General features: G+C 31.7%; 25 protein-coding genes and 3 tRNA genes. 13 read left to right on the forward strand and 15 right to left on the reverse strand.

Features of this window, described 5'->3' with window-relative positions:
- Positions 1-8 precede the first annotated feature (8 nt).
- The 4 genes from ACN0WI_RS13110 to guaB all read left to right on the forward strand — a co-directional run bounded on the left by ACN0WI_RS13110 (position 9) and on the right by guaB (position 4,475).
- On the forward strand, positions 9-623 hold the full coding sequence (locus ACN0WI_RS13110) for a LysE family translocator (protein WP_417887405.1): 615 nt from the start codon (positions 9-11) through the stop codon (positions 621-623).
- 102 nt (positions 624-725) lie between these two features.
- Positions 726-1,589, forward strand: a complete 864-nt coding sequence (locus ACN0WI_RS13115) for a hydroxymethylglutaryl-CoA lyase (protein WP_417887406.1) — start codon at positions 726-728, stop codon at positions 1,587-1,589.
- A 153-nt stretch (positions 1,590-1,742) separates the two neighbouring features.
- Positions 1,743-2,930: a sensor histidine kinase gene (locus tag ACN0WI_RS13120; RefSeq protein WP_417887408.1), complete on the forward strand. Its 1,188-nt coding sequence runs from the start codon at positions 1,743-1,745 to the stop codon at positions 2,928-2,930.
- Positions 2,931-3,002: 72 nt separating this feature from the next.
- Positions 3,003-4,475, forward strand: coding sequence for an IMP dehydrogenase (gene guaB / locus ACN0WI_RS13125; protein ID WP_417887410.1), 1,473 nt, complete (start codon positions 3,003-3,005; stop codon positions 4,473-4,475).
- 72 nt (positions 4,476-4,547) lie between these two features.
- On the opposite strand, the gene ACN0WI_RS13130 is transcribed toward guaB, so the two are convergent.
- Complete coding sequence (locus ACN0WI_RS13130; protein ID WP_417887412.1) at positions 4,548-5,111, reverse strand: OmpH family outer membrane protein; 564 nt, start codon at positions 5,109-5,111, stop codon at positions 4,548-4,550.
- A gap of 222 nt (positions 5,112-5,333) precedes the next feature.
- Between ACN0WI_RS13130 and ACN0WI_RS13135 the strand changes: the two genes are divergently transcribed.
- The 4 genes from ACN0WI_RS13135 to ACN0WI_RS13150 all read left to right on the forward strand — a co-directional run bounded on the left by ACN0WI_RS13135 (position 5,334) and on the right by ACN0WI_RS13150 (position 11,001).
- On the forward strand, positions 5,334-6,200 hold the full coding sequence (locus ACN0WI_RS13135) for a peptidyl-prolyl cis-trans isomerase (protein ID WP_417887414.1): 867 nt from the start codon (positions 5,334-5,336) through the stop codon (positions 6,198-6,200).
- Positions 6,163-7,611 carry a foldase protein PrsA gene (locus ACN0WI_RS13140; RefSeq protein WP_417887415.1) on the forward strand — a complete coding sequence of 483 codons (1,449 nt, stop codon included), beginning with the start codon at positions 6,163-6,165 and terminating at the stop codon, positions 7,609-7,611. The genes ACN0WI_RS13135 and ACN0WI_RS13140 overlap by 38 nt, the downstream gene beginning before the upstream one ends.
- Positions 7,612-8,017: 406 nt before the next feature.
- Complete coding sequence (locus tag ACN0WI_RS13145) at positions 8,018-10,285, forward strand: aconitate hydratase (RefSeq protein WP_417887416.1); 2,268 nt, start codon at positions 8,018-8,020, stop codon at positions 10,283-10,285.
- Positions 10,286-10,440: 155 nt separating this feature from the next.
- Positions 10,441-11,001, forward strand: coding sequence for a TlpA family protein disulfide reductase (locus ACN0WI_RS13150; protein ID WP_417887417.1), 561 nt, complete (start codon positions 10,441-10,443; stop codon positions 10,999-11,001).
- Here ACN0WI_RS13150 and ACN0WI_RS13155 read toward each other — a convergent pair.
- From ACN0WI_RS13155 to ACN0WI_RS13195, 9 genes are all read right to left on the reverse strand, one after another.
- Positions 10,998-12,134, reverse strand: a complete 1,137-nt coding sequence (locus ACN0WI_RS13155) for a lycopene cyclase family protein (protein WP_417887418.1) — start codon at positions 12,132-12,134, stop codon at positions 10,998-11,000. The two genes, ACN0WI_RS13150 and ACN0WI_RS13155, sit on opposite strands and share 4 nt — an antisense overlap.
- 9 nt (positions 12,135-12,143) lie before the next feature.
- The gene (locus ACN0WI_RS13160) at positions 12,144-12,599 is read right to left on the reverse strand and encodes a beta-carotene hydroxylase (protein WP_417887419.1); all 456 of its coding nucleotides are present in this window, start codon (positions 12,597-12,599) and stop codon (positions 12,144-12,146) included.
- A 17-nt stretch (positions 12,600-12,616) separates the two neighbouring features.
- A complete protein-coding gene (locus ACN0WI_RS13165; protein WP_417887420.1) occupies positions 12,617-13,456 on the reverse strand; it encodes a phytoene/squalene synthase family protein in 840 nt (279 codons plus the stop codon).
- A 9-nt stretch (positions 13,457-13,465) separates the two neighbouring features.
- Positions 13,466-14,926, reverse strand: coding sequence for a phytoene desaturase family protein (locus tag ACN0WI_RS13170; protein ID WP_417887421.1), 1,461 nt, complete (start codon positions 14,924-14,926; stop codon positions 13,466-13,468).
- Positions 14,923-15,819 carry a MerR family transcriptional regulator gene (locus ACN0WI_RS13175; protein ID WP_417887422.1) on the reverse strand — a complete coding sequence of 299 codons (897 nt, stop codon included), beginning with the start codon at positions 15,817-15,819 and terminating at the stop codon, positions 14,923-14,925. The genes ACN0WI_RS13170 and ACN0WI_RS13175 overlap by 4 nt, the downstream gene beginning before the upstream one ends.
- A gap of 147 nt (positions 15,820-15,966) precedes the next feature.
- Positions 15,967-16,269, reverse strand: coding sequence for a hypothetical protein (locus tag ACN0WI_RS13180; RefSeq protein WP_417887423.1), 303 nt, complete (start codon positions 16,267-16,269; stop codon positions 15,967-15,969).
- Positions 16,270-16,461: 192 nt separating this feature from the next.
- Positions 16,462-16,545, reverse strand: a tRNA-Leu gene (locus tag ACN0WI_RS13185).
- A gap of 48 nt (positions 16,546-16,593) precedes the next feature.
- A tRNA-Lys gene (locus ACN0WI_RS13190) sits at positions 16,594-16,666 on the reverse strand.
- 34 nt (positions 16,667-16,700) lie between these two features.
- Positions 16,701-16,773, reverse strand: a tRNA-Lys gene (locus ACN0WI_RS13195).
- A 127-nt stretch (positions 16,774-16,900) separates the two neighbouring features.
- Between ACN0WI_RS13195 and ACN0WI_RS13200 the strand changes: the two genes are divergently transcribed.
- The gene (locus ACN0WI_RS13200) at positions 16,901-17,428 is read left to right on the forward strand and encodes a shikimate kinase (protein WP_417887424.1); all 528 of its coding nucleotides are present in this window, start codon (positions 16,901-16,903) and stop codon (positions 17,426-17,428) included.
- Here the strand turns inward: ACN0WI_RS13200 and ACN0WI_RS13205 are convergent.
- Positions 17,420-17,926: a phosphoribosyltransferase family protein gene (locus ACN0WI_RS13205; protein ID WP_417887425.1), complete on the reverse strand. Its 507-nt coding sequence runs from the start codon at positions 17,924-17,926 to the stop codon at positions 17,420-17,422. The genes ACN0WI_RS13200 and ACN0WI_RS13205 overlap by 9 nt on opposite strands.
- 7 nt (positions 17,927-17,933) lie before the next feature.
- The gene (locus tag ACN0WI_RS13210) at positions 17,934-18,326 is read right to left on the reverse strand and encodes an RNA-binding S4 domain-containing protein (protein WP_417887426.1); all 393 of its coding nucleotides are present in this window, start codon (positions 18,324-18,326) and stop codon (positions 17,934-17,936) included.
- Between the two features lie 80 nt (positions 18,327-18,406).
- Here ACN0WI_RS13210 and ACN0WI_RS13215 point away from each other — a divergent pair, with 80 nt between their 5' ends.
- The gene (locus ACN0WI_RS13215) at positions 18,407-19,357 is read left to right on the forward strand and encodes an FKBP-type peptidyl-prolyl cis-trans isomerase (RefSeq protein ID WP_417887428.1); all 951 of its coding nucleotides are present in this window, start codon (positions 18,407-18,409) and stop codon (positions 19,355-19,357) included.
- Positions 19,358-19,433: 76 nt separating this feature from the next.
- Here the strand turns inward: ACN0WI_RS13215 and ACN0WI_RS13220 are convergent, their stop codons facing one another.
- From ACN0WI_RS13220 to ACN0WI_RS13230, 3 genes are all read right to left on the reverse strand, one after another.
- Positions 19,434-20,027: a porin family protein gene (locus ACN0WI_RS13220; protein WP_417887429.1), complete on the reverse strand. Its 594-nt coding sequence runs from the start codon at positions 20,025-20,027 to the stop codon at positions 19,434-19,436.
- A 117-nt stretch (positions 20,028-20,144) separates the two neighbouring features.
- Positions 20,145-21,098 carry a transketolase family protein gene (locus ACN0WI_RS13225; protein ID WP_417887431.1) on the reverse strand — a complete coding sequence of 318 codons (954 nt, stop codon included), beginning with the start codon at positions 21,096-21,098 and terminating at the stop codon, positions 20,145-20,147.
- A gap of 19 nt (positions 21,099-21,117) precedes the next feature.
- Entirely contained in the window at positions 21,118-21,963 is an 846-nt protein-coding gene (locus ACN0WI_RS13230; protein WP_417887432.1) for a transketolase, read from the reverse strand.
- A gap of 175 nt (positions 21,964-22,138) precedes the next feature.
- Between ACN0WI_RS13230 and tgt the strand changes: the two genes are divergently transcribed.
- The 3 genes from tgt (at position 22,139) to ACN0WI_RS13245 (ending at position 25,386) form a co-directional block, all read left to right on the forward strand.
- Positions 22,139-23,269, forward strand: a complete 1,131-nt coding sequence (gene tgt / locus ACN0WI_RS13235) for a tRNA guanosine(34) transglycosylase Tgt (RefSeq protein WP_417887433.1) — start codon at positions 22,139-22,141, stop codon at positions 23,267-23,269.
- 1 nt (position 23,270) lies between these two features.
- Positions 23,271-24,347, forward strand: coding sequence for an LptF/LptG family permease (locus tag ACN0WI_RS13240; RefSeq protein ID WP_417887434.1), 1,077 nt, complete (start codon positions 23,271-23,273; stop codon positions 24,345-24,347).
- Between the two features lie 85 nt (positions 24,348-24,432).
- Complete coding sequence (locus tag ACN0WI_RS13245) at positions 24,433-25,386, forward strand: acetyl-CoA carboxylase carboxyltransferase subunit alpha (protein ID WP_417887435.1); 954 nt, start codon at positions 24,433-24,435, stop codon at positions 25,384-25,386.
- Positions 25,387-25,450: the final 64 nt, after the last annotated feature.

Here is a 25,450-nt window from a genome sequence, read left to right on the forward strand (position 1 = left end):
TAAAACTTTTGTTAGAACAGCTTATTACTTTTTTAACTGCTGTTAGTTTACTTACACTTGCTCCCGGGCCTGATATAATTTATGTTTTAGTGCAAGGGATGGCAAATGGTAAAAAATATGCAATTATAACAGCTCTTGGATTAGTTTCCGGTCTTTTAGTGCATACCACATTGGTAGCTTTTGGAGTTTCAGCAATACTAAGACAATCTGAAGTTATTTATTTTATTATAAAAAGTATCGGAGCTGCCTATTTGTTTTATTTGGCTTATAAAGTTTTTAGGAGCAACACGGATATTGCTTTTACTACAGAGGGTGTTAAACAAAAATCATTATTCTCTTTATATAAACAGGGGTTTATAATGAATGTTTTAAACCCTAAAGTAACTATTTTCTTTTTAGCATTATTTCCTGGTTTTCTATGGAATCTTGAAGAAGATACAATATCTCAATTCTATATTTTAGGGTTAATTTTTATGCTTCAAGCTTTTTTAATTTTTGTAATGGTAGCTGTTTTAGCCGGAAGTATTTCTAAGTTTCTTCAGAAGCATGAAAAATCAGGTCTTTTTTTAAAGTGGATGAAGGTTTTTGTTTTTATAGGTATAGGTCTTTTTATTTTACTGTAGAAGAGTTTCTTTGAAAAAGAATCAAAAATTAGTATTCAATTTTAATATTTCTGATTAAAAATTACATTTTTTAGTAAAAACTAAAAAACTATCTTTGGAAGTATGCGAGAAATAAAACTTATCGAGTGCCCTAGAGATGCAATGCAAGGAATTAAAACCTACATTCCTACAGCAAAAAAAGCACGATATATACAATCGTTATTAAATTGTGGATTTGATACGATTGATTTCGGAAGTTTTGTTTCTCCGAAGGCTATACCTCAAATGAGGGATACTGCTGAGGTACTTTCTCTATTAGATTTAACCCGTACAAAAAGTAATTTATTAGCTATTGTTGCTAATATTCGAGGAGCCGAAACTGCTGTAGAATTTGAGGAAATTAAATATTTGGGATATCCATTTTCAATATCAGAGAATTTCCAAATGCGTAATACGCATAAAACCATAAGCGATTCTATCCAAATTTTAGATGAAATTTTAAATATTGCAGTTAGGCATAATAAGGAGGTTGTTACCTATCTTTCTATGGGATTTGGAAATCCGTACGGAGATCCTTGGAGCGTAGAAATTGTTTCGAAATGGGTTGAAAAACTTTCCGGAATGGGAGTTCGAATTTTATCATTGTCTGATACTGTTGGTAATTCTACTTCTGAAACTATTTCTTATTTATACTCAAATTTAATACCTGCTTTCCCTGCAATAGAATTCGGTGCTCATTTGCATACAGATCCTACTAGTTGGTATGAGAAAATTGATGCGGCTTATAAATCAGGTTGTTCTCGTTTTGATGGAGCTATTCAAGGATTTGGTGGTTGTCCAATGGCCAAAGATGAATTAACTGGAAATATGCCTACAGAAAAAATGTTCTCGTACTTTAATGCTGCTAAGGTATCTACCAATATAAGGATGGGGAGTTTTGAGGCCTCTTATAACAAAGCCTTAGAGCTATTTAAAGAGTATATTTAATAATTCATTTTTAGTTAAAAATTTTAACTTTTTTTTCTATTTTTCTAATAAAAAACCATAAATATGTTTATTGTGTTAATTTAATTGATAAAATTGTTTAAAATTTGTGTTTATTAATCAATATTGAGTTTTATAAAAAAAATCAGCTAAACCTTGCAATTAAATATTTTTAGTCTACTTTTTTTATTTTTCGCAGAAATAGGCGCTCTCTCCGAACAAACAGAAAGAGCTACTATTTATAATATTTCAAGTAATAGAAATAGCGAAATAGATTTAGTAGTTGATAGGATTTCTTCAATTTCTATGAGTTTTTTGGCGAAAGCAGTTCCAATTAATAAAATTCCAAAAGCTAGTAATACAAAAACCTATTTAAATCTTTATGATTCAGTAAAAAATTATTTTATAATTACGAATCAAGAAGATTCGGATGCATCAAGAAAACAGAATATTACAAATCAACTACAACGGGATCGGTTAATTATTTTAGGCTTAACATTATGTGGTGTTACGTTTACAATTTTCTTTATGTGGAGAATTCATTTTTATAAACAGAAACAACGTTTAACCGATCAACTTCAAAATCAAAATGAGGTTATAACCAAACAAAACGAATTAATTTCTGAAAGGAATAAAGATTTGTATGAGTTGGATCAGCATAAAAACAAATTATTTTCAATATTATCTCACGATTTAAAATCACCTTTAGCTGCTATCCAACAACTTTTAGAATTAATGAAAACTGAGGATTTTTCTGAAGAAGAATTCAAATCGGTTTTAGATGATATGTTATTGCAAGTTTCTGCTACATCTACAATGCTTAAAAATTTATTGCATTGGGCAAGTTCTCAAATGGAAGGATCCAATTTAGCAGTAAAAAAGATTGCCTTAATTAATCAGGTATCTAATATAATAGAGGCGTATAGATTAGTAGTAAAATCTAAAAACATAAATATAGTCCATAAGAAAAGTGATAATTTAAGCAATATTTATTTCGATGAAGCTCACTTAAATATCATTCTTCAAAATATTATTAGTAATGCTATTAAGTTTTCTCCTTTAAACAAAAATATTGAGATTTATTACAAGGAGACCCCTGATGTAGTAAAATTAATAGTTAAGGATAATGGTAGGGGAATAAGCTCAGAGAAAATAGAAAAAATAAAGAATGCAAAAAGTAAGATGATTTCTGAAGTAGGAACAAAGATGGAGCTTGGTACTGGTTTAGGGATGTTAGTAGTTAATCAGTTTTTATCAATGAATCAGGGTATATTAGATATAAAAAGTGAAATAGGTAAAGGATCAGAATTTATAATTAGTTTTCAGAAAAAACCGTTTGAATGAATTATTTAAAGTAAGCTAGCCTATTCTACTGAAAACTATGTATATTTGCATGCAATTAAATTTTTAATTGCTATGACTGCACACAATTCTAAAATACTAGGGGAAGGTCTTACATATGATGATGTATTATTAGTACCCGCATTTTCAGAGGTTTTACCTCGTGAAGTAAGTATAAAATCTAAATTTTCTAAAAATATCTCGTTAAATGTTCCTGTGGTTTCAGCTGCTATGGATACAGTTACCGAATCTCGTATGGCTATTGCAATGGCTAGAGAAGGGGGAATTGGAGTGCTACACAAAAACATGAGTATCCAGCAGCAAGCTTTAAAAGTTCGTAAGGTGAAGCGTGCAGAGAGTGGTATGATAATAGATCCCGTTACTTTGCACATATCATCTACTGTTCAGGATGCTAAAAACCAAATGAAAGAGCATAGCATTGGCGGAATTCCTATTGTAGATGAAGAAGGTAATTTAATAGGCATAGTAACGAACCGTGATTTACGTTTCGAAAAAAATAACGAGCGTCCTATTTCAGAAGTAATGACTTCTGAAAATTTGGTAACTGTTTCTGAAGGAACTTCTCTAGATCAAGCTGAAGATATTCTACAAGCTAATAAAATTGAAAAGTTACCTGTAATTAATAAAGATAATAAACTAGTTGGTTTAATTACATTTAGAGATATAACAAAGCTTACTCAAAAACCAAATGCAAATAAAGATGAATTTGGTAGATTGCGTGTTGCTGCAGCAATAGGTGTAACAGCAGATGCTTTAGAGCGCGCAGAAGCTTTAGTAAATGCAGGTGTAGATGCTATAGTTATAGATACAGCACATGGACATACAAAAGGAGTTGTGTCTGTATTAAAAACCATTAAAGAGAAATTCCCAACTTTAGAAGCTATTGTTGGTAATATTGCAACACCAGAAGCTGCTAAATATTTAGTTGAAGCAGGAGCAGATGGCGTTAAAGTAGGTATTGGGCCTGGTTCTATTTGTACTACTCGAGTAGTTGCCGGAGTAGGATTTCCTCAATTTTCTGCAGTGCTTGAAGTTGCTGCTGCCATTAAAGGTACAGGTGTTCCTGTAATAGCCGATGGGGGTATTCGTTATACCGGAGATATTCCAAAGGCAATTGCAGCAGGAGCCGATTGTGTAATGCTAGGTTCTTTATTAGCAGGAACAAAAGAATCTCCAGGAGAAACTATTATTTACGAAGGACGAAAATTTAAATCTTATCGAGGAATGGGATCTGTGGAAGCAATGAAGCATGGTTCTAAAGATCGGTATTTCCAAGATGTAGAAGATGATATTAAAAAATTAGTACCAGAAGGTATTGTTGGACGTGTTCCTTATAAAGGTGAATTAGAAGAAAGTATTCATCAATTTATAGGAGGTTTGCGTGCCGGAATGGGCTACTGTGGTGCTAAAGATGTAGAAAGTTTAAAAGAGCGCAGCCAATTTGTAAAAATTACTGCTTCAGGAATTCATGAAAGTCATCCACATGATGTAACTATCACAAAGGAATCTCCTAATTATAGTAGGTAAATAAATAAGAGTAACACTCATAAAAAAAACCGCTTTAATAAGCGGTTTTTTTATTTTTGATAATAACTTAATTTACTGCTTTTCTTCACTATTTGGATTCGAATTTATAGCTGTATTATCAGCAGGATTTTCTTCAACTTTAATACCTAATTTATTTAAAACTTTTTCAGTAATATCACTACTCGGTTCAGAATATGCTAAGGCTCCGCTATTAGCGTGGAAAACTTGTGTATATCCTTCTTCCTTGATTATTTCTTGTAAAGCTGTATCAATTTTTGCGTATAAAGGTTTTGTTAATTCATTTCGTTTCATTTGCAACATAACAGAAGAGCGTTGGCGGAAATTCTTTATATCATTTTCTAAACTAATTAACGTGTTTTCACGCTCTTTTTTTATGTCTTCAGTAAATACAGCACTACTATCTTTATAATTTTGAACAAGCCCTTGATAGGTTTTTATAGCACTTTTCATATCACTTTGCATTTGTTCATTAAAGTTTTTAATTCCCTGGTCTACATCAGATATTTCCGGCATTTTGGAAATGATATAGTCGGCATCTATAATAGCAATTTTGCTTTGTGCATTGGTATTTAAAGCAATGCATAAAAAAGTAATAATAAAACTAAGTTTCTTCATTTTTAATAAAAGTTTTCTACAAATATATAAGGCATTATTAGTATACGGATGAAAATCGTGAAAAATTGCATATTTTTTTAAAGTTTTTATTCTTTTTAAACTTTTATATTCTAAGGCTGATAATCAGTAATATTAAAGCTTGCAGAACCTTTAAGAATTCTTATTTTTGCTCATTATTGAATTTACTTAAAAAGTTTAAGTCAGTATTAAATAGACTATATATTGAGAATTCTTAAAATTTGTCTTGTATTTTTATTTGTAATAAGCTTTGCAAGTTGTAATTGGATTAAAAGTTTTAGTAAAGAGCAGACTAAGACACCGGTTGTACGTGTAAATAACAACTATCTTTATAAGAGCGATATAGAAAAGTTATTAAATCATAATACAAATTCGGAGGATAGTGCTGTAATTGTCAATAATTATATTAATAGGTGGGCAAAGCAACGGTTGTTAATGGATCGGGCTAATTTAAATTTACCCGAAACTAAGCAAGAAGAGTTTGATAAGTTAGTAGATGATTATCGAAACGAATTGTATACAAATGCCTATACCGAAGCATTAGTTTCTAAAAAATTAGATTCTAGCTTTACAGATAGTATTATAACTTCATATTATTCAGAAAATAAAGACAACTTTCGTTTAAGTCAGGATTTATTAAAATTAAGATATGTAAATTTAGACGCGAAAAATACCAATCTTAATGAAATTAAAAAGTGGTTTTTACGTTTTGATGAGAGATCTCAAGAAAAATTATTAGATAATGCCTTACAATTTCGAAATTATTCGTTTAATGATTCTGTTTGGATTAAGGCAAGTACAGTATATAAAAAAATTGCCTTATTATCAGTAAATGATAGAAATGATTTACTAAAAAAAGAACACTTTTTAGAGCTTAAAGATTCAATACAGGTATATTATATATACATAAAGGACTTTTTGAAAAAAAACGAAACAGCTCCTCTATTTTATGCAAAACCTACAGTGGAACAGATTTTGCTAAATAAACGAAAATTGGAGTTGGTAAAACAACTGGAAAAAGATATTACAAAAGATGCAATTAAAAACAATCAATTTGAAATCTACAATTAAACAAGCAATGCTATTTGGTGTATTGTGGTTTGGCTGGCAGGCAAATGCACAAGAAATTATAGTGACAGATAGTACCTCGATACAGCCAGAAAAAGCTGTAGCTCAAGCTGATGTTGATAAAGATACAGGAGGGCGCCGAAAAGTAGATGGTATTGCAGCTGTAGTAGGAGATTATATTATTTTAGATAGTGATATCGACCTGATGTATAGAGATATGAAAAGTCAGGGAATCTCGACTAAAAATGTGACCGATTGCCAATTGGCAGGTTCTATGATGGAAAATAAATTATATGCACACCAAGCTATACAAGATAGTCTTGTAGTATCGGATGCGCAAATCAATAGTTATATTGATCAGCAAATTTCTTCAATGGTAAAACAATTAGGGAGCATGGAGAAAGTGCTTGAATTTTACCGTAAAGATTCTGAAACTACGTTTAGAAACGAACTTTTTGAGTTAAATAAACAGCGTCAGCTTTCTCAAAAAATGCAACAAAAAATTATTGAAGATGTAGAAATTACACCTGAAGAAGTTCGCGAATATTTTGATAAAATTAAAAAAGATGAATTGCCAGTGTTTGGCGATGAGGTTGAGATTTCTGAAATTGTTGTAAAGCCTGAAGTTTCTGAAGCAGAAAGGCAAAAAGCGATAGACCGCTTAAATCAGTTTAGAAAAGATGTTTTAGAAAATGGCTCTCGTTTTTCAACAAAAGCAATTTTATATTCTGACGATACTCGAACAGGAGGCGATATCTTAACGCTTGGGCGTAAAGATCCTTTTGTTAAAGAATTTAAAGACGTAGCTTTTTCTCTTAGAGAAGGTGAAATTAGTGAGCCTTTTAAAACAGAATATGGTTATCATATTGTAAAATTAGTGAAAATTAGAGGTCAGCAAATAGATGTACGTCACATTCTAATAATTCCAGATGTAGATAAGGCTAGTATTGAAGCTGCTAAAGAAAAAATAGACAATGTTAGAAATAAAATTGAAAGCGGAGAAATAACTTTTGCAGATGCCGCAAGAGAAGTTTCAGATAGAAAACAAACTAAAAACGAAGGAGGTAAGTTAAGAAACCCGGAAACAGGAGATACTAAATTCGAGCAAACCAATTTGCCTTCAGATTTATACAATCAGGTAGTAGACCTAAAAGAAGGAGAAGTTTCACTTAGAATATCTGATGCTGATGATATGGGGAAACCTTTTTATAAATTAATTCGCGTGGATAAAAGAATTCCAGAGCATAAAGCAGATTATTCAACCGATTATCTTCGTATTAAAGATTTAGCACTTCAAGATAAAAAATTGAAGACTATTAAAGAATGGCAAAAAGACAAGATAAAAGATACTTATGTAAAAGTGAGTGGGAAATATAGAGATTGTGAGTATACTAGTAATTGGTTGAAAAAGTAATCAATTACCAATTTTGATTAATCTCAAAATGAATGTTTACTATTTTGAGTAAGCTAATAATTCAGTTTAATACAAAATGCTTTTCAGTGAAATGGAAAGCATTTTTTGTTTTTAATTGTTTGATTTTCATAATAAAATCATAAACTATAATTAAGAATCACTATAAATAAGTGTTTTATTTTTTTATATTAGGTGTTTTTTTGTGAATATGATAAAATTTTTAATTTAAAATTGGTTGTATTGTTTTTTTAGTAAAAAAATCATTTAATAATCATTTTTGTTTAAGTTCTGTAAAAGCTGTAATCCCTTATTTATAACGTTTTCTGAAAGGTTCTCCGTTTCGTTATCTCACTTATTTTAGTATTTTTGTAAGACTATATTTAGAACACTAAAATTACTTAAAACAATGGCATACGATATTGATATGATCAAAAAGGTCTATAGCCATATGGCAGATCGTGTAACTAAAGCACGTGAAGTAGTAGGTAGACCTTTAACACTTGCAGAAAAAATTCTTTATTCTCATTTATGGGACGGGGAAGCAACAAAAGCTTATGAAAGAGCGAAAGATTATGTAGAATTTTCTCCAGATCGAATTGCTTGTCAAGATGCAACTGCTCAGATGGCATTATTGCAATTTATGCAAGCCGGAAAGAAAAAAGTAGCCGTACCAACTACAGTACATTGCGACCATCTTATTCAAGCAAAAATGGGAGCTGCAATAGATCTTCAAAGTGCTAATAAAAGTAGTAGCGAAGTATTTGAATTTTTAGAATCAGTTTCTAATAAATACGGAATTGGTTTCTGGAAACCAGGTGCAGGTATTATTCACCAAGTAGTTTTAGAAAATTATGCATTCCCAGGAGGAATGATGATTGGTACCGATTCCCATACTGTGAATGCAGGAGGATTAGGAATGGTTGCTATAGGTGTAGGTGGAGCCGATGCTGTAGACGTTATGGCAGGAATGCCTTGGGAACTTAAGTTTCCTAAATTAATAGGGGTTAAGTTAACCGGAAAGCTTTCTGGTTGGACGGCTCCAAAAGATGTGATTCTTAAAGTTGCTGGTATTTTAACTGTAAAAGGTGGTACTGGAGCAATTATTGAATATTTTGGAGAAGGAGCTCGTTCTATGTCTTGTACCGGTAAAGGAACCATTTGTAATATGGGAGCTGAGGTAGGTGCAACTACGTCAACTTTTGGTTACGACGAATCTATGGAGCGTTACCTAAAAGCTACTAATCGTGAGGATGTATCTAACGCTGCTAACGAAATTAAAGAACATTTAACAGGAGATGATGAAGTGTATGCTAATCCTGAAAAATATTTTGATGAGCTTATCGAAATTAATCTTTCAGAATTAAAACCTCACTTAAACGGGCCATTTACACCGGATTTAGCGACTCCAATTTCTGAAATGGGAGAGAAAGCTAAAGAAAATGACTGGCCAATTAATGTTGATTGGGGCTTAATCGGTTCTTGTACTAACTCTTCTTACGAAGATTTAACTCGTGCCGCTTCAATTGCACAACAGGCCGTTGATAAAAAAATAAAATCAAAATCAGATTTCGGAATTAACCCAGGATCTGAGCAAATTAGATTTACTGCAGAGCGTGATGGTTTACTTCAAATTTTTGAAGATCTAGATGCTACTGTATTTACAAATGCTTGTGGTCCATGTATTGGTCAATGGGATCGTAGCGACCGCAAAGGTGAAGAAAAAAACACTATTGTTCATTCTTTTAACCGTAACTTCTCTAAACGTGCAGATGGTAACCCAAATACTCATGCATTTGTAGGATCTCCAGAAATGGTAGCAGCAATTGCAATTTCAGGACGTTTAGATTTTGATCCAACTCGTGATAAATTAATTAATGAGGATGGAGAAGAAGTAATGCTAGATGAACCTAAAGGTATTGAGTTACCAACAAAAGGTTTTGAAGTAGAAGATGCAGGTTATGTGCCACCAAAAGAAGACGGAAGTAATGTAGAGGTAAAAGTAGCTGAAGATAGCGAACGTTTACAATTATTATCTCCTTTCGAACCTTGGGATGGTAAAAATCTAACAGGGGCTAAACTTTTAATTAAGGCTTGGGGTAAATGTACTACCGACCATATTTCTATGGCTGGACCTTGGTTACGTTACCGTGGGCATTTAGATAATATCTCTAACAACTGTTTAATTGGGGCTATAAATGCCTTCAATAAGAAAACAAACTTTGTAAAAAGCCAGATTACTGGAGAATATGACGGTGTACCTGCTGTACAGAGAGAATACAAAAAAGAAGGAATCCCAACAGTTGTGGTAGGAGATCATAACTACGGAGAAGGTTCTTCTCGTGAGCATGCTGCCATGGAACCTCGTCATTTAGGAGTAAAAGTAGTACTAGTAAAATCTTTTGCTCGTATTCACGAAACCAACCTTAAAAAACAAGGGATGTTAGGACTTACTTTTGTAAACGAAGATGATTACGATTTAATCCAAGAAGATGATACATTCAACTTTATAGATCTTGAAGAATTTGCTCCTGATAAACAAATTACAGTAGAAATTGTTCATGCTGATGGATCTAAAGATACTATCAAAACAGAACATACCTATAATCAACCACAAATTGAATGGTATAAACATGGTTCCGCTTTAAATTTAATTAAGAAAGAAAACGGAGCTTAATTTACTTTGAAAGTAAAGACTAATTATTCTAAAAAACTCTCGTATCTATACGAGAGTTTTTTATTTTAAAAATAGGTTTAAATAATTTTAGAGTTTTTTTTAACAAATTAAAAGAAGATATTTACTTTAAAAAATGATGCTAATCCATAAAAGGAATGAATAAAAAGTCTAAGAAAAGATGGAGTAATGTAATTTGGTTGGTGCTCATATTTTTATTGATTTTACCACAAACCAGAAAACCTATTGCAATTTATTTTAATAAATTAATAGCATTTAGTCCTAGTGCTATTGAAAAAGAAAAGCAAGATAAATTAACTAGTTATAATTGGATTCTAAAGGATGCTGAAGGGAGTAAAGTCAATTTTCAAAAATTTAAAAATAAAGTAATTGTTCTTAACTTTTGGGCTACATGGTGCCCACCTTGTATTGCAGAAATGCCGAGTTATCAACAGGTTGTTAATAAGTATAAGGATGAAGTTGTTTTTCTGTTTGTTACTAATGAGGATTTAAAAATTAGTACACAATTTATGAAAGCTAACAACTATACTTTGCCGGTTTATAAGCCAATGACACAATATAAAGAATTAGAACATTCTCAACTTCCTACATCTTTTGTTATCGATAGAAAAGGAAATATTGTTATTAAAGAAGTAGGCGCAGCGGATTGGAATAGTGAAAAATTCCATCAGGTTTTAGAGAGATTAATTATAGACTAAAATTTTCTAAAAAACGATTTTATAAATTCAGGATCAAAAAGGCTAAACATAATTTTTAAATCTTCTTTTATAGATGTTTTTTCATCTAAATATCTAAAAATTTCATCTACAGTATTCTTTTTATAGAAATCAGTGAATATTTTTTCTCCTTTATCATTTCTACGGGCTAATACATCTAAAAAAATCCGGTCGTATAGTTGAAATTTCTTCTGAAATAAATCTTTTGAAATTTCTTTTCCCGATTTAATATTTTCGATAATTTTTGAAATTTTCCGCTCTGTATTTTTAAAAGCATAACCCGTTGAAGGTTTTACCCAACCGCCACCAGTACCAATTTTAGTGATTTCTGAAGTATTATTTTTTTCAAACGGAAAATCTGTCATAGGTATAATACCCTCTTCTTCTTGAAGTACAGTATAAGAATCGATTTTTAAAAAATTGGCTATATATTCTTTTAATTGCTTATCATAAATAGCTTCTTCTGTAATATATGGTGTAAAAAAAGTATACTCTATTAATGCTTCAGTTGTAGAAGTTGGTAAGATATAGGTAAAGCTGGTACTGTTTTTATACTTCAACCTAAAATCCATCATCAGGAATTTTTCAGGATTAAAAATTGGCTTTTCAGTACTTATTTTATAGCCTTTAAAATGCTGATATAATTTGGTGTAATTTTCAGTTTCAAAATATTCAGAAGGAACACGACTATCAAAAAAATGGGTTCCTTTATATGTTTTGTTTTTACCAATAGCTTCCATTTTGACGGCATCAATCTCAGAAATTTCATCTTCAATTAAATCAAAATGTTTTGAGTTTTTAATCTCGGCTAACGTATACTTATAAAAACGTTCAGATGTTAGCATTTTATAACGGTAAGGAGATAACTTTAAATGCTGAGAACCTAATGAGGATTTAAAATTTCCTTCCTTCCAACTTTTAGTGATTAACTTATCCCACTGCCCAGTTTCTTTTTCCCAAAAACACCAAGTTGTATCTTTTTTAACTGAAAAAGAAGGGTCTATAATTGCTATTTTTTTTCCTTTAAAGAACACATCGTTTTTTAAGCGAAGTGCTAATTGAAGCCCTGCCATACCGCCACCAATAATTACGTAGTAATAAACCGGGCCTAGCATATAAAAAGATTATTTTGAATTTTTGAAATATTTAAATGGAACTAATAGCATACCGAAGTTTTCGCTATCTTCTTTTCCTAAATGTTTATGGTGGATTTTGTGGGCTCGGCGTAATCCTTTTGCATAGCGAGTATGTGCATTCCTAAATAATTTAAAACGCTGATGTATAAATATATCGTGTACCGTGAAATAAGCAATTCCGTAAGCTAAAATCCCTAAACCTATTGGTAAGGTAAACCAAACATTCTCGTAGCGCCAAAGTAAAAAACATCCTATACTTACAGCTGCATAAAAAACAAAAAATAAATCGTTACGTTCCCACCAACTGCTATGGTCTTTTTGGTGATGATCTTTATGCAAAGACCATAAAAAACCATGCATTATATATTTATGTGTAAACCAAGCCATTCCTTCCATACCAAGAAATGTACCTAGAAAAATTAATATCCAAAGTACTATGTTCATATTTTAAATTTACAAAATTATATAAGATTAAGTCTACAAGAAATATAAGATTTTGCCAGTAATCCTGCTTTTTGATAATTAGGTACGCGTACACGTCTATTCTTAATTTCTAGAGATGGTGTTTTCTTTAATTTATACAGTAGTTTTTTGTAATATATATAAGCAGTATAAACTCCAAATTTTGCTTCAACAGGCAAATGAATAATTCCGTTTAAACCTTTTTTAAAGTCATCTTCAATTTCGGCTATTATTTTAGTTTTACTAGCTTCATCTAACTTCGCTAAGTTAGTATTTGGGAAATAACTTCTATTTAAATCTTCGTAATCTGCCTTTAAATCTCTTAGGAAATTTACTTTTTGAAAAGCAGAACCTAAACTCATTGCAGATGCTTTTAACTCATCATATTTTTTCTGGTTACCTTGAACAAAAACTTTTAAGCACATAAGGCCAACAACATCAGCACTCCCGTATATATATTCTTGATATTCGTTTATGGTCAGATAGTCTGATTTGTAAAGATCTAAGCGCATGCTTTTCATAAAAGCAACATAGAGTTCTTCATCGATATCGTATTTATGTACCGTTTCCTGAAAGGCATTCAGAATAGGATTTAAACTTATTTTTTGCTGAAGTGCTTTAAATAAATCTGCTTCAAATTCATTAAATAAATTTTCTTTATCGTAATCATGGAAGCTGTCTACAATCTCATCTGCAAAACGAACAAACCCATATATATTATAGATATCTTGACGAATACTAGGAGCTAGCATTTTGGTAGCGGTAGAAAACGAGGTGCTATATGCCTTAGTAACTTCTTGGCTACAGGTTCTCGAGACGGTATCAAAAAGGGATTTCATAGCTTCTTTTTATTTATTTTGGATTAAATCTGCCACCAATTTTCCAGAAATTAAAGATGGTGGAACACCTGGTCCGGGAACAGTTAATTGCCCGGTGAAAAATAGGTTATTAACCTTTTTACTTTTTAATTTTGGTCTTAAAAATGCGGTTTGAAATAGTGTATTTGCTAAACCGTATGCATTACCTTTATAGGAATTATATTCTTCTTTAAAATCGTTTACGCAAAAGGATTCTTTAAATATAATATTATTTTTAACCTTTTGCTTAGTTATTTTTTCAAAACGTGTAATGATTTTTTCGAAATATTCATTTCTTAGTTCCGGTGTGTCTTCTAAATCGGGAGCTAAAGGAATAAGGAAGATTCCCGCTTCTTTACCTTCGGGAGCTACTTCAGGATCGGTAACTGATGGGAAGCTTGCATAAAATAATGGGTTTTCAGGCCATTTAGGATCATCATAGATGGTTTCAGCATGAACTGTAAAGTCAGTATCAAAGAATAAACTATGATGCCTTACATCGTCTAATTTTTTATCGAAACCTATGTAAAAAAGTAGGGCAGACGGTGCAAATGTTTTACTTTCCCAATAATTTTCTGAATATTGTCTATATTCAGGATTTAGAAGTTGCTCGCTGTGATGATAATCAGCACCACTAAGTACTACGTCTGCTTCTATCAATTTACCTTCAGAAATGATTCCAGAGGCCTTTCCATTTTCGACTACTATTTTCTCTATTGGTGTATTTGTTTTAAAGGTTACGCCTAAATCTTCTGCTAGTTTTTTCATTCCTAAAACAACCTGATACATACCACCTTTTGGATGCCATGTTCCTAATCCGAAATCAGCATAATTCATAAAGCTATAAAAAGAGGGGGTATTGTTAGGTTTTGCTCCTAAAAATAATACCGGAAATTCAAGAATTTTAATAAGGTTTGTATTATCAAATTCTTTACGAACCTTACTGGATATTGTTTTAAAAAATTGCCCAACTCTAGTGGCTGTTTCTGGAGTAATTAATTCTAACGGAGAAAGCCCAGGTCTATATACTACGTCTTTAATAGCAATATTGTAATTGTCTTCAGCTTCCTTTATAAATTTCTGTAATATTTTGGCGCTTCCTGGTTCTTCATCTTCAAAAGCTTTATATATTTTTTCGGGACTATCTTCAATTTCTATAAAATGATCTTTCTCAAAGTATACACGATATGCCGGATTTAGCTTTTCAAGCTTGTAAAAGTCTTCGGGCTTTTTATTAAAGTCTGCAAAAAATCGTTCAAAAACATCAGGCATCCAATACCATGTTGGACCAATATCGAAGGTAAAGCCATCTTTTTTTAATTGACGTGCCCGTCCGCCAATTTCTGAATTTTTTTCATAAACAGTAACCTCATTACCTTGCTGAGCTAAATAACTAGAGGCAGCTAGTGATGAGAATCCGGATCCTATAATGGCTATTTTTTGTTTCTTCATGGTAGGTTACTGATAAATTCGTCTAGATTTTGGTGAACTTTAATACTTGGAATAACTGTGTATTCTAAAAATTGAGGTGCTTTATGCCCCAATATATGTAATGTGTTGGAGTTGATATTTATGAGTTGTTGAAACTCATTTACAAAATTACCTATATTTTGAGGTTCAATAGTGCAAAATGTTACAAATTGAGCTTTTGGATATTGTTTCAGAGTTAATTTTAAATCTCTTATCGTAAGATTTTGACCTAAAAAAATAACTCGAAAACCTTTTTTTAAAAGCGTATGCTGAAGGAAAAGTAAACTAAGATCATGAATTTCATTTTCCGGTAGAAATAAAATGAATGTATGTTTTTTCTGTTCTTTTTTCTGGCTTTGTTTTACAAGAGCATTGTTAGTATATATTTTCTCTTTAATAATATTAACTAAGAAATGTTCGTGTATGGGTTGTAAGGTGTCAGTTTGCCAAAGAATACCTACTTCTTGTAGTAGCGGTATAAAATATTGGGTAAATATTTCTTCAAACTCTTTTTCTTTTAAAATCTCTTGATAAACATCTTCAAAGTCTTCTTCGTTAAAGCGTATCATAGCCAACTTAAACGAATTTATAATTCTTGTTTGTGCTCCGGTTTTGGAGCTTATATTATAAACTAATTTATTTATTTCAGTATCGTTGAGTTTCGATATTCGGGATATTTTGTATCCATTCTCGTTAAGTAGCGATATGTTTAAAATTTTTTGAAGTGTAGTACTATCGTAAAAACGAATATTTTTAGACGTTCTATTAGGGGTAAAGATGTTATATCTCTTTTCCCAAATTCTAATAGTGTGTGCTTTTATCCCACTTAAATTTTCTAAATCCTTAATGCTGAAATTTCGCTTTACACTCTCCATATTTCATAAGATACCTTACAAATCTAATTAAAATAAAATAGGAATCTATTTATAGAAAAGTTAAAGTGTTTAATATGTTGTTTAAATAGTTAAACAATATATAAAGTTACCTATAATGAAGATTGATTAGATGTGTTTTTGAAAGTGTTATTTTTTAATTTCGTATTCTGGAATAATTTCTCGATGCCAATTTTCTAGTTTGCCATTATTGAATTTGAATAAATAGTATTTATTGTCTTTGAAGTATTCCTGATAAGATAATATTTCTATTTCATTACCGTTTTCTTTTCGCTTTTCAGCAATTGCATAATCTTTACCTAAAATTTCGATTACCTCTTCTTTAGTCATTCCTAATTGAAGTTTATTCATGTTAGAAGTATCTAAATCTAGAAATGCAGAACAGCTAATTAAAGAAAATGCAATAGCAAGTAACAATACCTTTTTTATCATATTAGTAAATTAGAATACTATTTTAAGTCTTTCTTATTTAAAGATAATAATAAATAAAGTTAATAAGGTTTGAAATTATTTAAAACTGTAGTGTTAAAATGGATAGTATCAAAAATAGTTTAATTATAAACTGTATTTTGATTATTTAGTATAATAGGAAATTTTTAAAGAAGGAATATAAGGTTTAAAGTGTGCCCAGAATGGGAGTCGAACCCATACGCCCTAATGGACACATGGCCCTCAACCATGCCTGTCTACCAATTCCAGCACCTGGGCTTATATGCCTCAAGGCCAACTTTAAAATTGAAAGTGTAGTATAAAAAGTGATCTGGCTGGGGCTCGAACCCAGGACCCTCTCCTTAAAAGGGAGATGCTCTACCAACTGAGCTACCAGATCGGGATAATACAATAAAAGTGTTAAGAACTTTAAGTGATCTGGCTGGGGCTCGAACCCAGGACCCTCTCCTTAAAAGGGAGATGCTCTACCAACTGAGCTACCAGATCTTGTTTTTGTTAGTATCCGTCCTTTTGCGAATGCGGGTGCAAATATAAATCCTTTTTTTTATTTTTCAAGTTTTTTTTGGCATATTTTTGCAATAAAATTAAATAACTCTTTAAAGCTGTATTTTAAATGAAGATTTTTTTGGTAGGATATATGGGAAGTGGTAAATCTTTTTTAGGTGAAAAACTTTCGAAATCAATTAATTATAAATTTATAGATTTAGATGAAGAAATTGAAAAAGTAGCTGGAAATAGTATAAAAAAAATTTTTAAAAAAAATGGAGAATTATACTTTCGGAAGCTAGAAAACGAAGTTTTAAGAGATGTTTTACAAAATAAAACATATTCAATTATTTCTTTAGGGGGGGGGACTCCGTGTTATGGAAATAATATGAACTTAATAAATGAAAGCGAAGATGCGGTTTCTTTTTATTTAAAAGTTTCTGTGGAAGAATTAACCGAACGACTATTTAAAGAAAAATCTCATCGTCCGTTAATAAGTCATCTAGAAAATAAAGAAGCTTTAGAAGAATTTGTTAGGAAGCATCTTTTTGAAAGAGGATTTTATTATAACCAAGCTAAGCACATTATTAATATAGATAAGAATAAAGTTGATGTTATTTTAAAAGATATTATTAATAAAGCTGAATTATTTTAATTCAGCTTTATCTTTATCTTTTGTAAAAGTAACTTTAACCGTTTCACTTAATGATGTAGAAAGCGAAATTCCTTTAAAATCTACCTTTATAGGATACTTTTTATGATTTCTGTCAATAAGTACCGCTGTTTTAAATTGCTTTAAAGGAACGTCTAAAAAATGCCTAACACCATATATAAGTGTAGTTCCTGAATTTAAAACATCATCGATTAATACAATAGATTTATTGCTGTATTCTTCTTTAGGGATAGAAGTCTTAATAGTGTCTAAAGGGTTCTTTTTATTGATTTTTACTTCACATAAAGTAATTTGTAAAGGAGAAATTCTACTTAATATCTCAGCGATTTTTTTCGCTAACGTAAATCCTTTTTTATCAATACCTGCTAGAATGATTTCCTCTTCATTACTGTTGTTTTCATAAATTTGAAATGCAATTCGTTTAACTTTATGAGCAATTTCCTTATTATTTAGAATTTGTGTGCTTTTGTTTTTTTCCATTTTAATTTTATTCGTTATCGGTTGGTTTATCTTCTGCATTATCAAACCAATCGTCTATATCTCGACGATCTTTTTTTGTAGGGCGTCCGGTTCCTTTTTTACGATAATAATCTTTAGAGTATTTCAATAATTCTACTTTTTCAAAAGCTTCTTTTGGAGTTTTATCAACAAGGTATATATTTACTAATTTAGCGCCAACTCGGTTTTTTGGTAAATCAAGAATTTCTAGTTTATAATTTATTTGATTTTTGCGTACCATTAGTAAATCACCAGGAAAAACTTCTTTTGAAGGTTTAATATTATTACCGTTTATTTTCACCTTTCCTTGCTTACAAGCATTTGTTGCAATACTTCGTGTTTTAAAATACCGAACGCACCATAAAAATTTATCTGCTCTCATAATAAATGGCTTTTAAAACTGTTATAATTTTCAGCAAAAATACAAGAATATTGTATCTTGCACCTTTAAAAAACAATACAATGCAATTGAATAGATTATTTTTTGCCGGTTTGGCAATTTTAAGTTTACTATCTGTAGGATGTAACGATGATGATGATAGAAACAGGGTTCCAATAACTCCGCCTCGAGATCCATCTGAGCAAATCGTAGCTGATGAAGATTCTATTCAACAATATATGCAAACTCACTTTTATAATTATGAAGAGTTTGAGAATCCATCTTCAGATTTTGATTATGTAGTTCAAATTGATACTATAGCTGGAGAAAATAGTGATAAAACTCCATTAATCGATAGTGATAAATTAGTTACTAAAAAAGTAACAAGAGACAGTGTAGAATATAATATTTATATATTAAAAGTTAGAGAAGGTGCAGGGCAAAGACCAACTTTTGCAGATTCAAGCTATGTAAGCTACAAGGGAGAATTATTAAACATGAAAGAATTTGATAGATCAAGCTCCCCTGTTTGGTTTGTACGTCCAGGTACAATTCAAGGTTTTACGTTAGGATTAACTGAATTTAAATCAGCTACTGGTTATCAATCTAATCCAGATAATAGTGTAGCATGGAATAATGATTATGGAATAGGTGCTATAATTATGCCTTCTTATTTAGCATATTATAATCAAGCAGCTGGATCTATACCGGCATATAGTCCTTTAATATTTAGCGTCAAGTTATATTTGGTAAATGAAGCAGATCACGATCATGACGGTGTGCCTTCTTACATGGAAGATCTCAATGGGAATGATTATTTGTTAGATGATAATACAAATGGAAGGGTAGGTACAAATGGTAGCCCTGTATATAATTTTATGGATCCTGATGATGATGGCGATGGAACCCCAACGCGAGATGAAATTATAATTAATGAAGATGGAACAATAGAATTTCCAGATACAGGAAATAATGGAATTCCAGATTATTTAGATATCGATACTTTTCAGGATCAAACGGATAATGATAATTAATAAAATAGACAGAGGAGATATTTAGATATTAAAAAAGCCGCTTTAAAGCGGCTTTTTTAATACTTGAAGTTAAATTTTATAAAGCTATTGATAAACTCAATATCCATTGAGAAGGTCTAGAATCTAAATTGAAATTTTCTTGAGTTGTTTCTACAAATGCCGTATTATCTGTAAAAGCACCTTCGTAACGTGCATCTATTCCTAATTTTCCTAATTGAACACCAACTCCTAATTGGTAACCCACGGTTATATCTTTATCTACATCTCCAATTCTAAAATTATCGTTGTTAGAATCGTTATTAGTAATATATTGAAATGAAGGTCCTGCTTTAACGTTTAATGGACCTAAAATTTCTACTCCCAATAACACTGGAAGATCAATTTTATCCATTTCATATTCAAAAGGGCCATAATCTGTAGTCAATTTTGTATAGCTTAATTCAGGTTGTAAAAAAATGGAAGAGATTTGGTATTTAGCAAAAACACCAAAGTGATATCCTGCTTTATTTTCTCCGTCTTTTAAATCTGGAAAGTCATCTAAAATATCAGATGTACCTTCATAATCTCCTGTTGCACCATAGTTAAAACCACCTTTTATACCATATTCCGATGATTGCGCCCAAAGCCCGGTTGAAAGTAAACATAAGGAAATAAATATGATTTTTTTCATAACTTATAATTTTTGAGTTTGTATATAAAACGTACAATTAAGTATAAAATTTTATAATAAAAAAAGTGCCTTTTAAATTTAACTCTAAAAGGCACTTTAAACGTATTTTGAAAAAGATTATTTTCTTTTAATAACTTTTTCTGAAGCAGCTACAATTGCAGCAGCATTAAGTCCGTATTTATCCATAAGTTGAGCAGGAGTTCCACTTTCACCAAAAGTATCTTTTGTAGCAACAAATTCTTGTGGAGCAGGGAAATGTTCTGCTAACGTTCTAGCTACACTTTCTCCTAAACCTCCTAAAAAGTTATGTTCTTCGGCAGAAACTACACAACCTGTTTTCTTAACAGATTTTACAATAGCTTCTTCATCTAGAGGTTTAATAGTGTGAATATCGATAACTTCTGCACTAATTCCTTTTTCATTAAGTTGTACGGCAGCTTGTATTGCTTCCCATACTAAATGTCCTGTTGCGATAATAGTGACATCGGTACCTTCGTAAAAAGTAACTGCTTTCCCAATTTCAAATTTTTGATCTTTAGGAGTGAAAATAGGCATTTTTGGACGCCCAAATCGCAAATAAACAGGTCCATCGTGCTCGGCAATAGCAATAGTTGCTGCTTTAGTTTGATTATAATCACACGGATTAATAACCGTCATTCCTGGCAACATTTTCATTAATCCGATGTCTTCAAGAATTTGGTGAGTAGCACCATCTTCACCTAAAGTTAAACCAGCATGCGAAGCGCATATTTTTACATTTTTACCAGAATAAGCTATAGACTGGCGTATTTGATCGTATACTCTACCTGTAGAAAAATTAGCAAAAGTTCCTGTAAAAGGAATATAACCTCCAATTGTTAAACCGGCAGCAATTCCCATCATGTTAGCTTCCGCAATCCCTATTTGAAAAAAACGCTCAGGGTTTTCTTCAATAAAGTCTGCCATTTTTAAAGACGGAGTAAGGTCGGCACATAAAGCAACTACTTTATCATTGGTTCTACCCAATTCAGCCAAACCGGCACCAAATCCACTTCTAGTATCTTGTTTTTCTGTATATGTATATTCTTTCATTGTCTAAATTTTAAAAGGCTTAGTAATCACCTAAGGTTTCTGGGTTTTGAGCTAGTGCACTTTCTAATTGCTCATCATTTGGAGCTTTACCATGCCATTCGTGAGTGTGCATCATGAAATCTACACCGTGTCCCATTACAGTAGTTAATAATACGCAAACGGGCTTTCCTTTTCCGGTATGCTCTTTTGCTTCTTTTAATCCAGCAATAACTTGCTCTATATTATTACCATCTTTAATTTCTAGAACATCCCAACCAAATGCTTCAAATTTAGCTTTAATGTTACCCATGTTTAGTACTTTATCGGTACTACCATCAATTTGTTGCCCATTAAGGTCTACAGTAGAAATTATATTATCTACTTTTTTACCACCGGCATACATAATTGCTTCCCAATTCTGTCCTTCTTGTAATTCGCCATCTCCATGCAATGTATACACTAAATGTTTATCTCCATTTAGTTTTTTTGCTTGAGCAGCTCCTAATGCAACAGATAACCCTTGTCCTAAAGATCCTGATGCAATTCGAATACCTGGAAGCCCTTCATGTGTAGTAGGGTGACCTTGTAGGCGAGAATTTATCAGCCGAAATGTATTTAGCTCTTTTACTGGAAAATACCCTGAACGAGCTAAAACACTATAAAATACCGGAGAGATATGTCCGTTAGAAAGGAAGAATAAATCTTCGTCTTTTCCGTCCATATCAAAATCGGTGCTATATTCCATAATTTCGTTGTACAATACCGTAAAAAATTCGGTACAACCAAGGGAACCGCCTGGGTGCCCTGAACTTACTTTATGAACTTGTCTTACAATGTCTCTACGTACCTGAGTAGCAAAACTTTTTAATTCTTCAATGTTTGCCATTATTAATCGTGTTGTTATGAATAATTATTACAAAAATACTTTTTTAATTTGCTTTGTCAAATCAAAACAGCAAGCTTATTTTGATAAGTGTTAAAAATACACTTTTTTTTTGGAATATCATAATTCTTTAATTTGTATAATTGTTCAGTATCTTTGCATTTCTTAGAAATTGTTTATGAAATTTGAACTTTTAAAGTCTGACCCACAAAGTAAGGCACGGGCAGGTAAAATAACAACTGATCATGGAGTTATAGAAACACCCATTTTTATGCCAGTTGGTACCGTTGCTTCTGTAAAAGGAGTACATCAAAAAGAATTGAAAGAAGAGATAAATCCAGATATAATCCTTGGAAATACGTATCATTTATATCTTCGTCCAAAAACTGATATATTAAAAAAAGCCGGTGGGCTTCATAAATTTATGAATTGGGACCGAAATATTCTTACTGATAGTGGGGGTTATCAAGTATATTCTCTTTCAGCTCGAAGAAAAATAAAAGAAGAAGGGGTTAAGTTTAAATCTCATATAGATGGCTCATATCATGTTTTTACACCAGAAAATGTGATGGAAATTCAAAGAGCCATAGGAGCCGACATTATAATGGCTTTTGATGAGTGTACACCATATCCTTGCGATTATAATTATGCAAAACGTTCAATGCATATGACGCATCGATGGTTAGACCGTTGTGTAAAGCATTTTTCAGAAACGCCTCCATTATATGGGTATGAGCAATCGCTTTTCCCTATTGTACAAGGTAGTACGTATAAAGATTTAAGGAAGCAATCTGCAGAGTATATTGCTTCTAGAAGTGCAGAAGGGAATGCTATTGGAGGATTATCTGTGGGAGAGCCGGCAGAGGAGATGTATGCTATGACAGAAGTGGTAAATGAAATTTTACCAGAAGATAAACCTCGATATTTAATGGGAGTAGGTACCCCTATAAATATTTTAGAGAATATTGCGTTAGGAGTAGATATGTTTGATTGTGTTATGCCAACTCGAAATGCAAGAAACGGAATGCTGTTTACAGCGCACGGAACTATAAATATAAAAAATAAAAAATGGGAGGACGATTTTTCTCCTATAGACGAAATGGGAACTACTTTTGTAGATTCTCAATACTCTAAAGCATATTTAAGGCATTTATTTACTGTAAACGAAATGCTTGGCAAACAAATTGCTACCATACATAATTTAGGATTTTATCTTTGGTTGGTTCGAGAAGCACGTCAAAAAATTATAGATGGAAATTTTAGAAGCTGGAAAGACCAGATGGTAAAACAAATGGATAAAAGATTATAGTTTGAAAATATTAGATTGGTATATTTTAAAGCGATATTTAGGGACATTTACTTTAATGCTATTGCTATTTATTCCTATTGGCATTACTGTAAATCTTGCTGAAAAAATAGATAAGATTCTAGAAAATGAAATTCCTTTTTCTGAAGTGGCTGAGTATTACCTGAATTTTACTATTTATTTTGCCAATTTATTATTTCCACTTTTTCTATTTTTATCGATCATATGGTTTACATCGAAATTAGCTAATAATACAGAAGTTATTGCTTTTTTAAGTAGCGGTGTATCTTTTAATCGTTTCCTACGTCCTTATTTAATAGGGGCAAGTATAGTGTGCAGTTTTGCATTATTTATGAGTATGTATTTAGCTCCCAAGGCTAGTAAAGGTTTCAATGAATTTAAGTATGAATATTTAAAAAGAAGCCATAAAACTCAAGAAACAGATAATGTTTTCAGGCAGATTAACGATAATGAGATTATTTATGCGAGTCGATTTCGTCCCAAAACACATACGGCGAGTAATTTTACGCTTGAGCATTTTGAAGGAAATGAAATGACATTTAAAATTAGTGCATCCCGACTTAAATTTCATACTGAAGATTCTACTTATACGCTAACAGGTGTAGACAGAAGAAAAATTGGGAAAAATGAAGATATTATAACTTCAGAGCGAAAATTGGATACTGTATTGCCATTTGAGTTTGATGAGTTAACTCCTGAAACCTATATTGCTGAAACATTAAACTATTCAGAATTAAATGATTTTATCGAAAAAGAAAAACGACGAGGTTCCGGTTTTATCAATCGGTATTTAGTAGTTTCTTATAAGCGATGGAGTATTCCGGTTTCCGCTTTTATTCTTACTATAATTGCTGTAGCTGTTTCTTCTGTAAAAAGAAGAGGTGGGATGGGGATAAATTTAGCAGTCGGAATTTCATTAGCATTTACCTTTATATTTTTCGATAAAGTTTTTGGTACAATTGCCGAACAATCCACGTTTTCGCCACTATTGGCAGTGTGGATTCCAAATATCAGTTTCGGAATTTTAGCAGCCTTTTTACTGTTAAAAGCGAGACGTTAATAAAAATTATTAATCTAGGGCTTTAATTCTTCAATTTAAACTTTGTTATATTTGTAAGCTCAATTTAAAACTACCATTGGTACTTATGGAATATTTAGACTTTGAATTACCAATTAAAGAACTGGAAGAGCAGTATCAACGCGCCTGTAACATAGGGGAAGAAAGCGAAGTCGACGTTACTGCTACTTGCAAGCAAATTGAAAAAAAGCTCAAAGAAAAAAAGAAAGAGGTATATAAAAACTTGACTGCTTGGCAACGTGTGCAATTGTCTAGGCATCCTAATCGTCCATATACACTAGATTATATCAATGCAATTTGTGGAGATACTTTTTTAGAACTTCATGGAGACCGAAGTGTAAAAGACGATAAAGCTATGATTGGTGGCTTAGGAAAAATCAATGATCAAAGTTTTATGTTTATTGGTCAGCAAAAAGGCTATAATACAAAAACTAGACAATATCGAAATTTTGGAATGGCCAATCCTGAAGGTTACCGTAAAGCACTTCGATTAATGAAATCGGCAGAAAAGTTCGATTTACCTGTTGTTTGTTTTGTAGATACTCCTGGAGCTTATCCGGGTTTAGAAGCAGAAGAAAGAGGACAAGGAGAAGCGATTGCTAGAAATATCTTAGAAATGGCTCGTCTTAAAGTACCCATTATTGTAATAGTTATTGGAGAAGGAGCGAGTGGAGGAGCACTAGGAATTGGAGTAGGAGATCGAGTAATGATGTTAGAAAATTCATGGTATTCTGTAATTTCACCTGAAAATTGTTCTTCAATTCTTTGGAGAAGTTGGGATCATAAAGAGCAAGCAGCAGAAGCTTTAAAGTTAACTGCTTCAGATGCTAAAAAACTAGAGGTTATTGATACTATCGTTAAAGAACCTTTAGGAGGTGCACATAGCGATAGAGAAGGTGCTTTTGGTTTGGTACAAGAAGCAATTTTAAACGCTTTTGAAGAAATTAAAAATTTACCTCCTCAAGAATTAGTGAGTGGTAGAATGGATAAGTATAATAAAATGGGTGTATACAAGGATTAATTATCGTTGTATAATAGGATTATAATCTATAAAAAAATCCGAAACCCTGGTTTCGGATTTTTTT

Source organism: Zunongwangia sp. (assembly GCF_048269745.1).
Taxonomy (GTDB): domain Bacteria; phylum Bacteroidota; class Bacteroidia; order Flavobacteriales; family Flavobacteriaceae; genus Zunongwangia.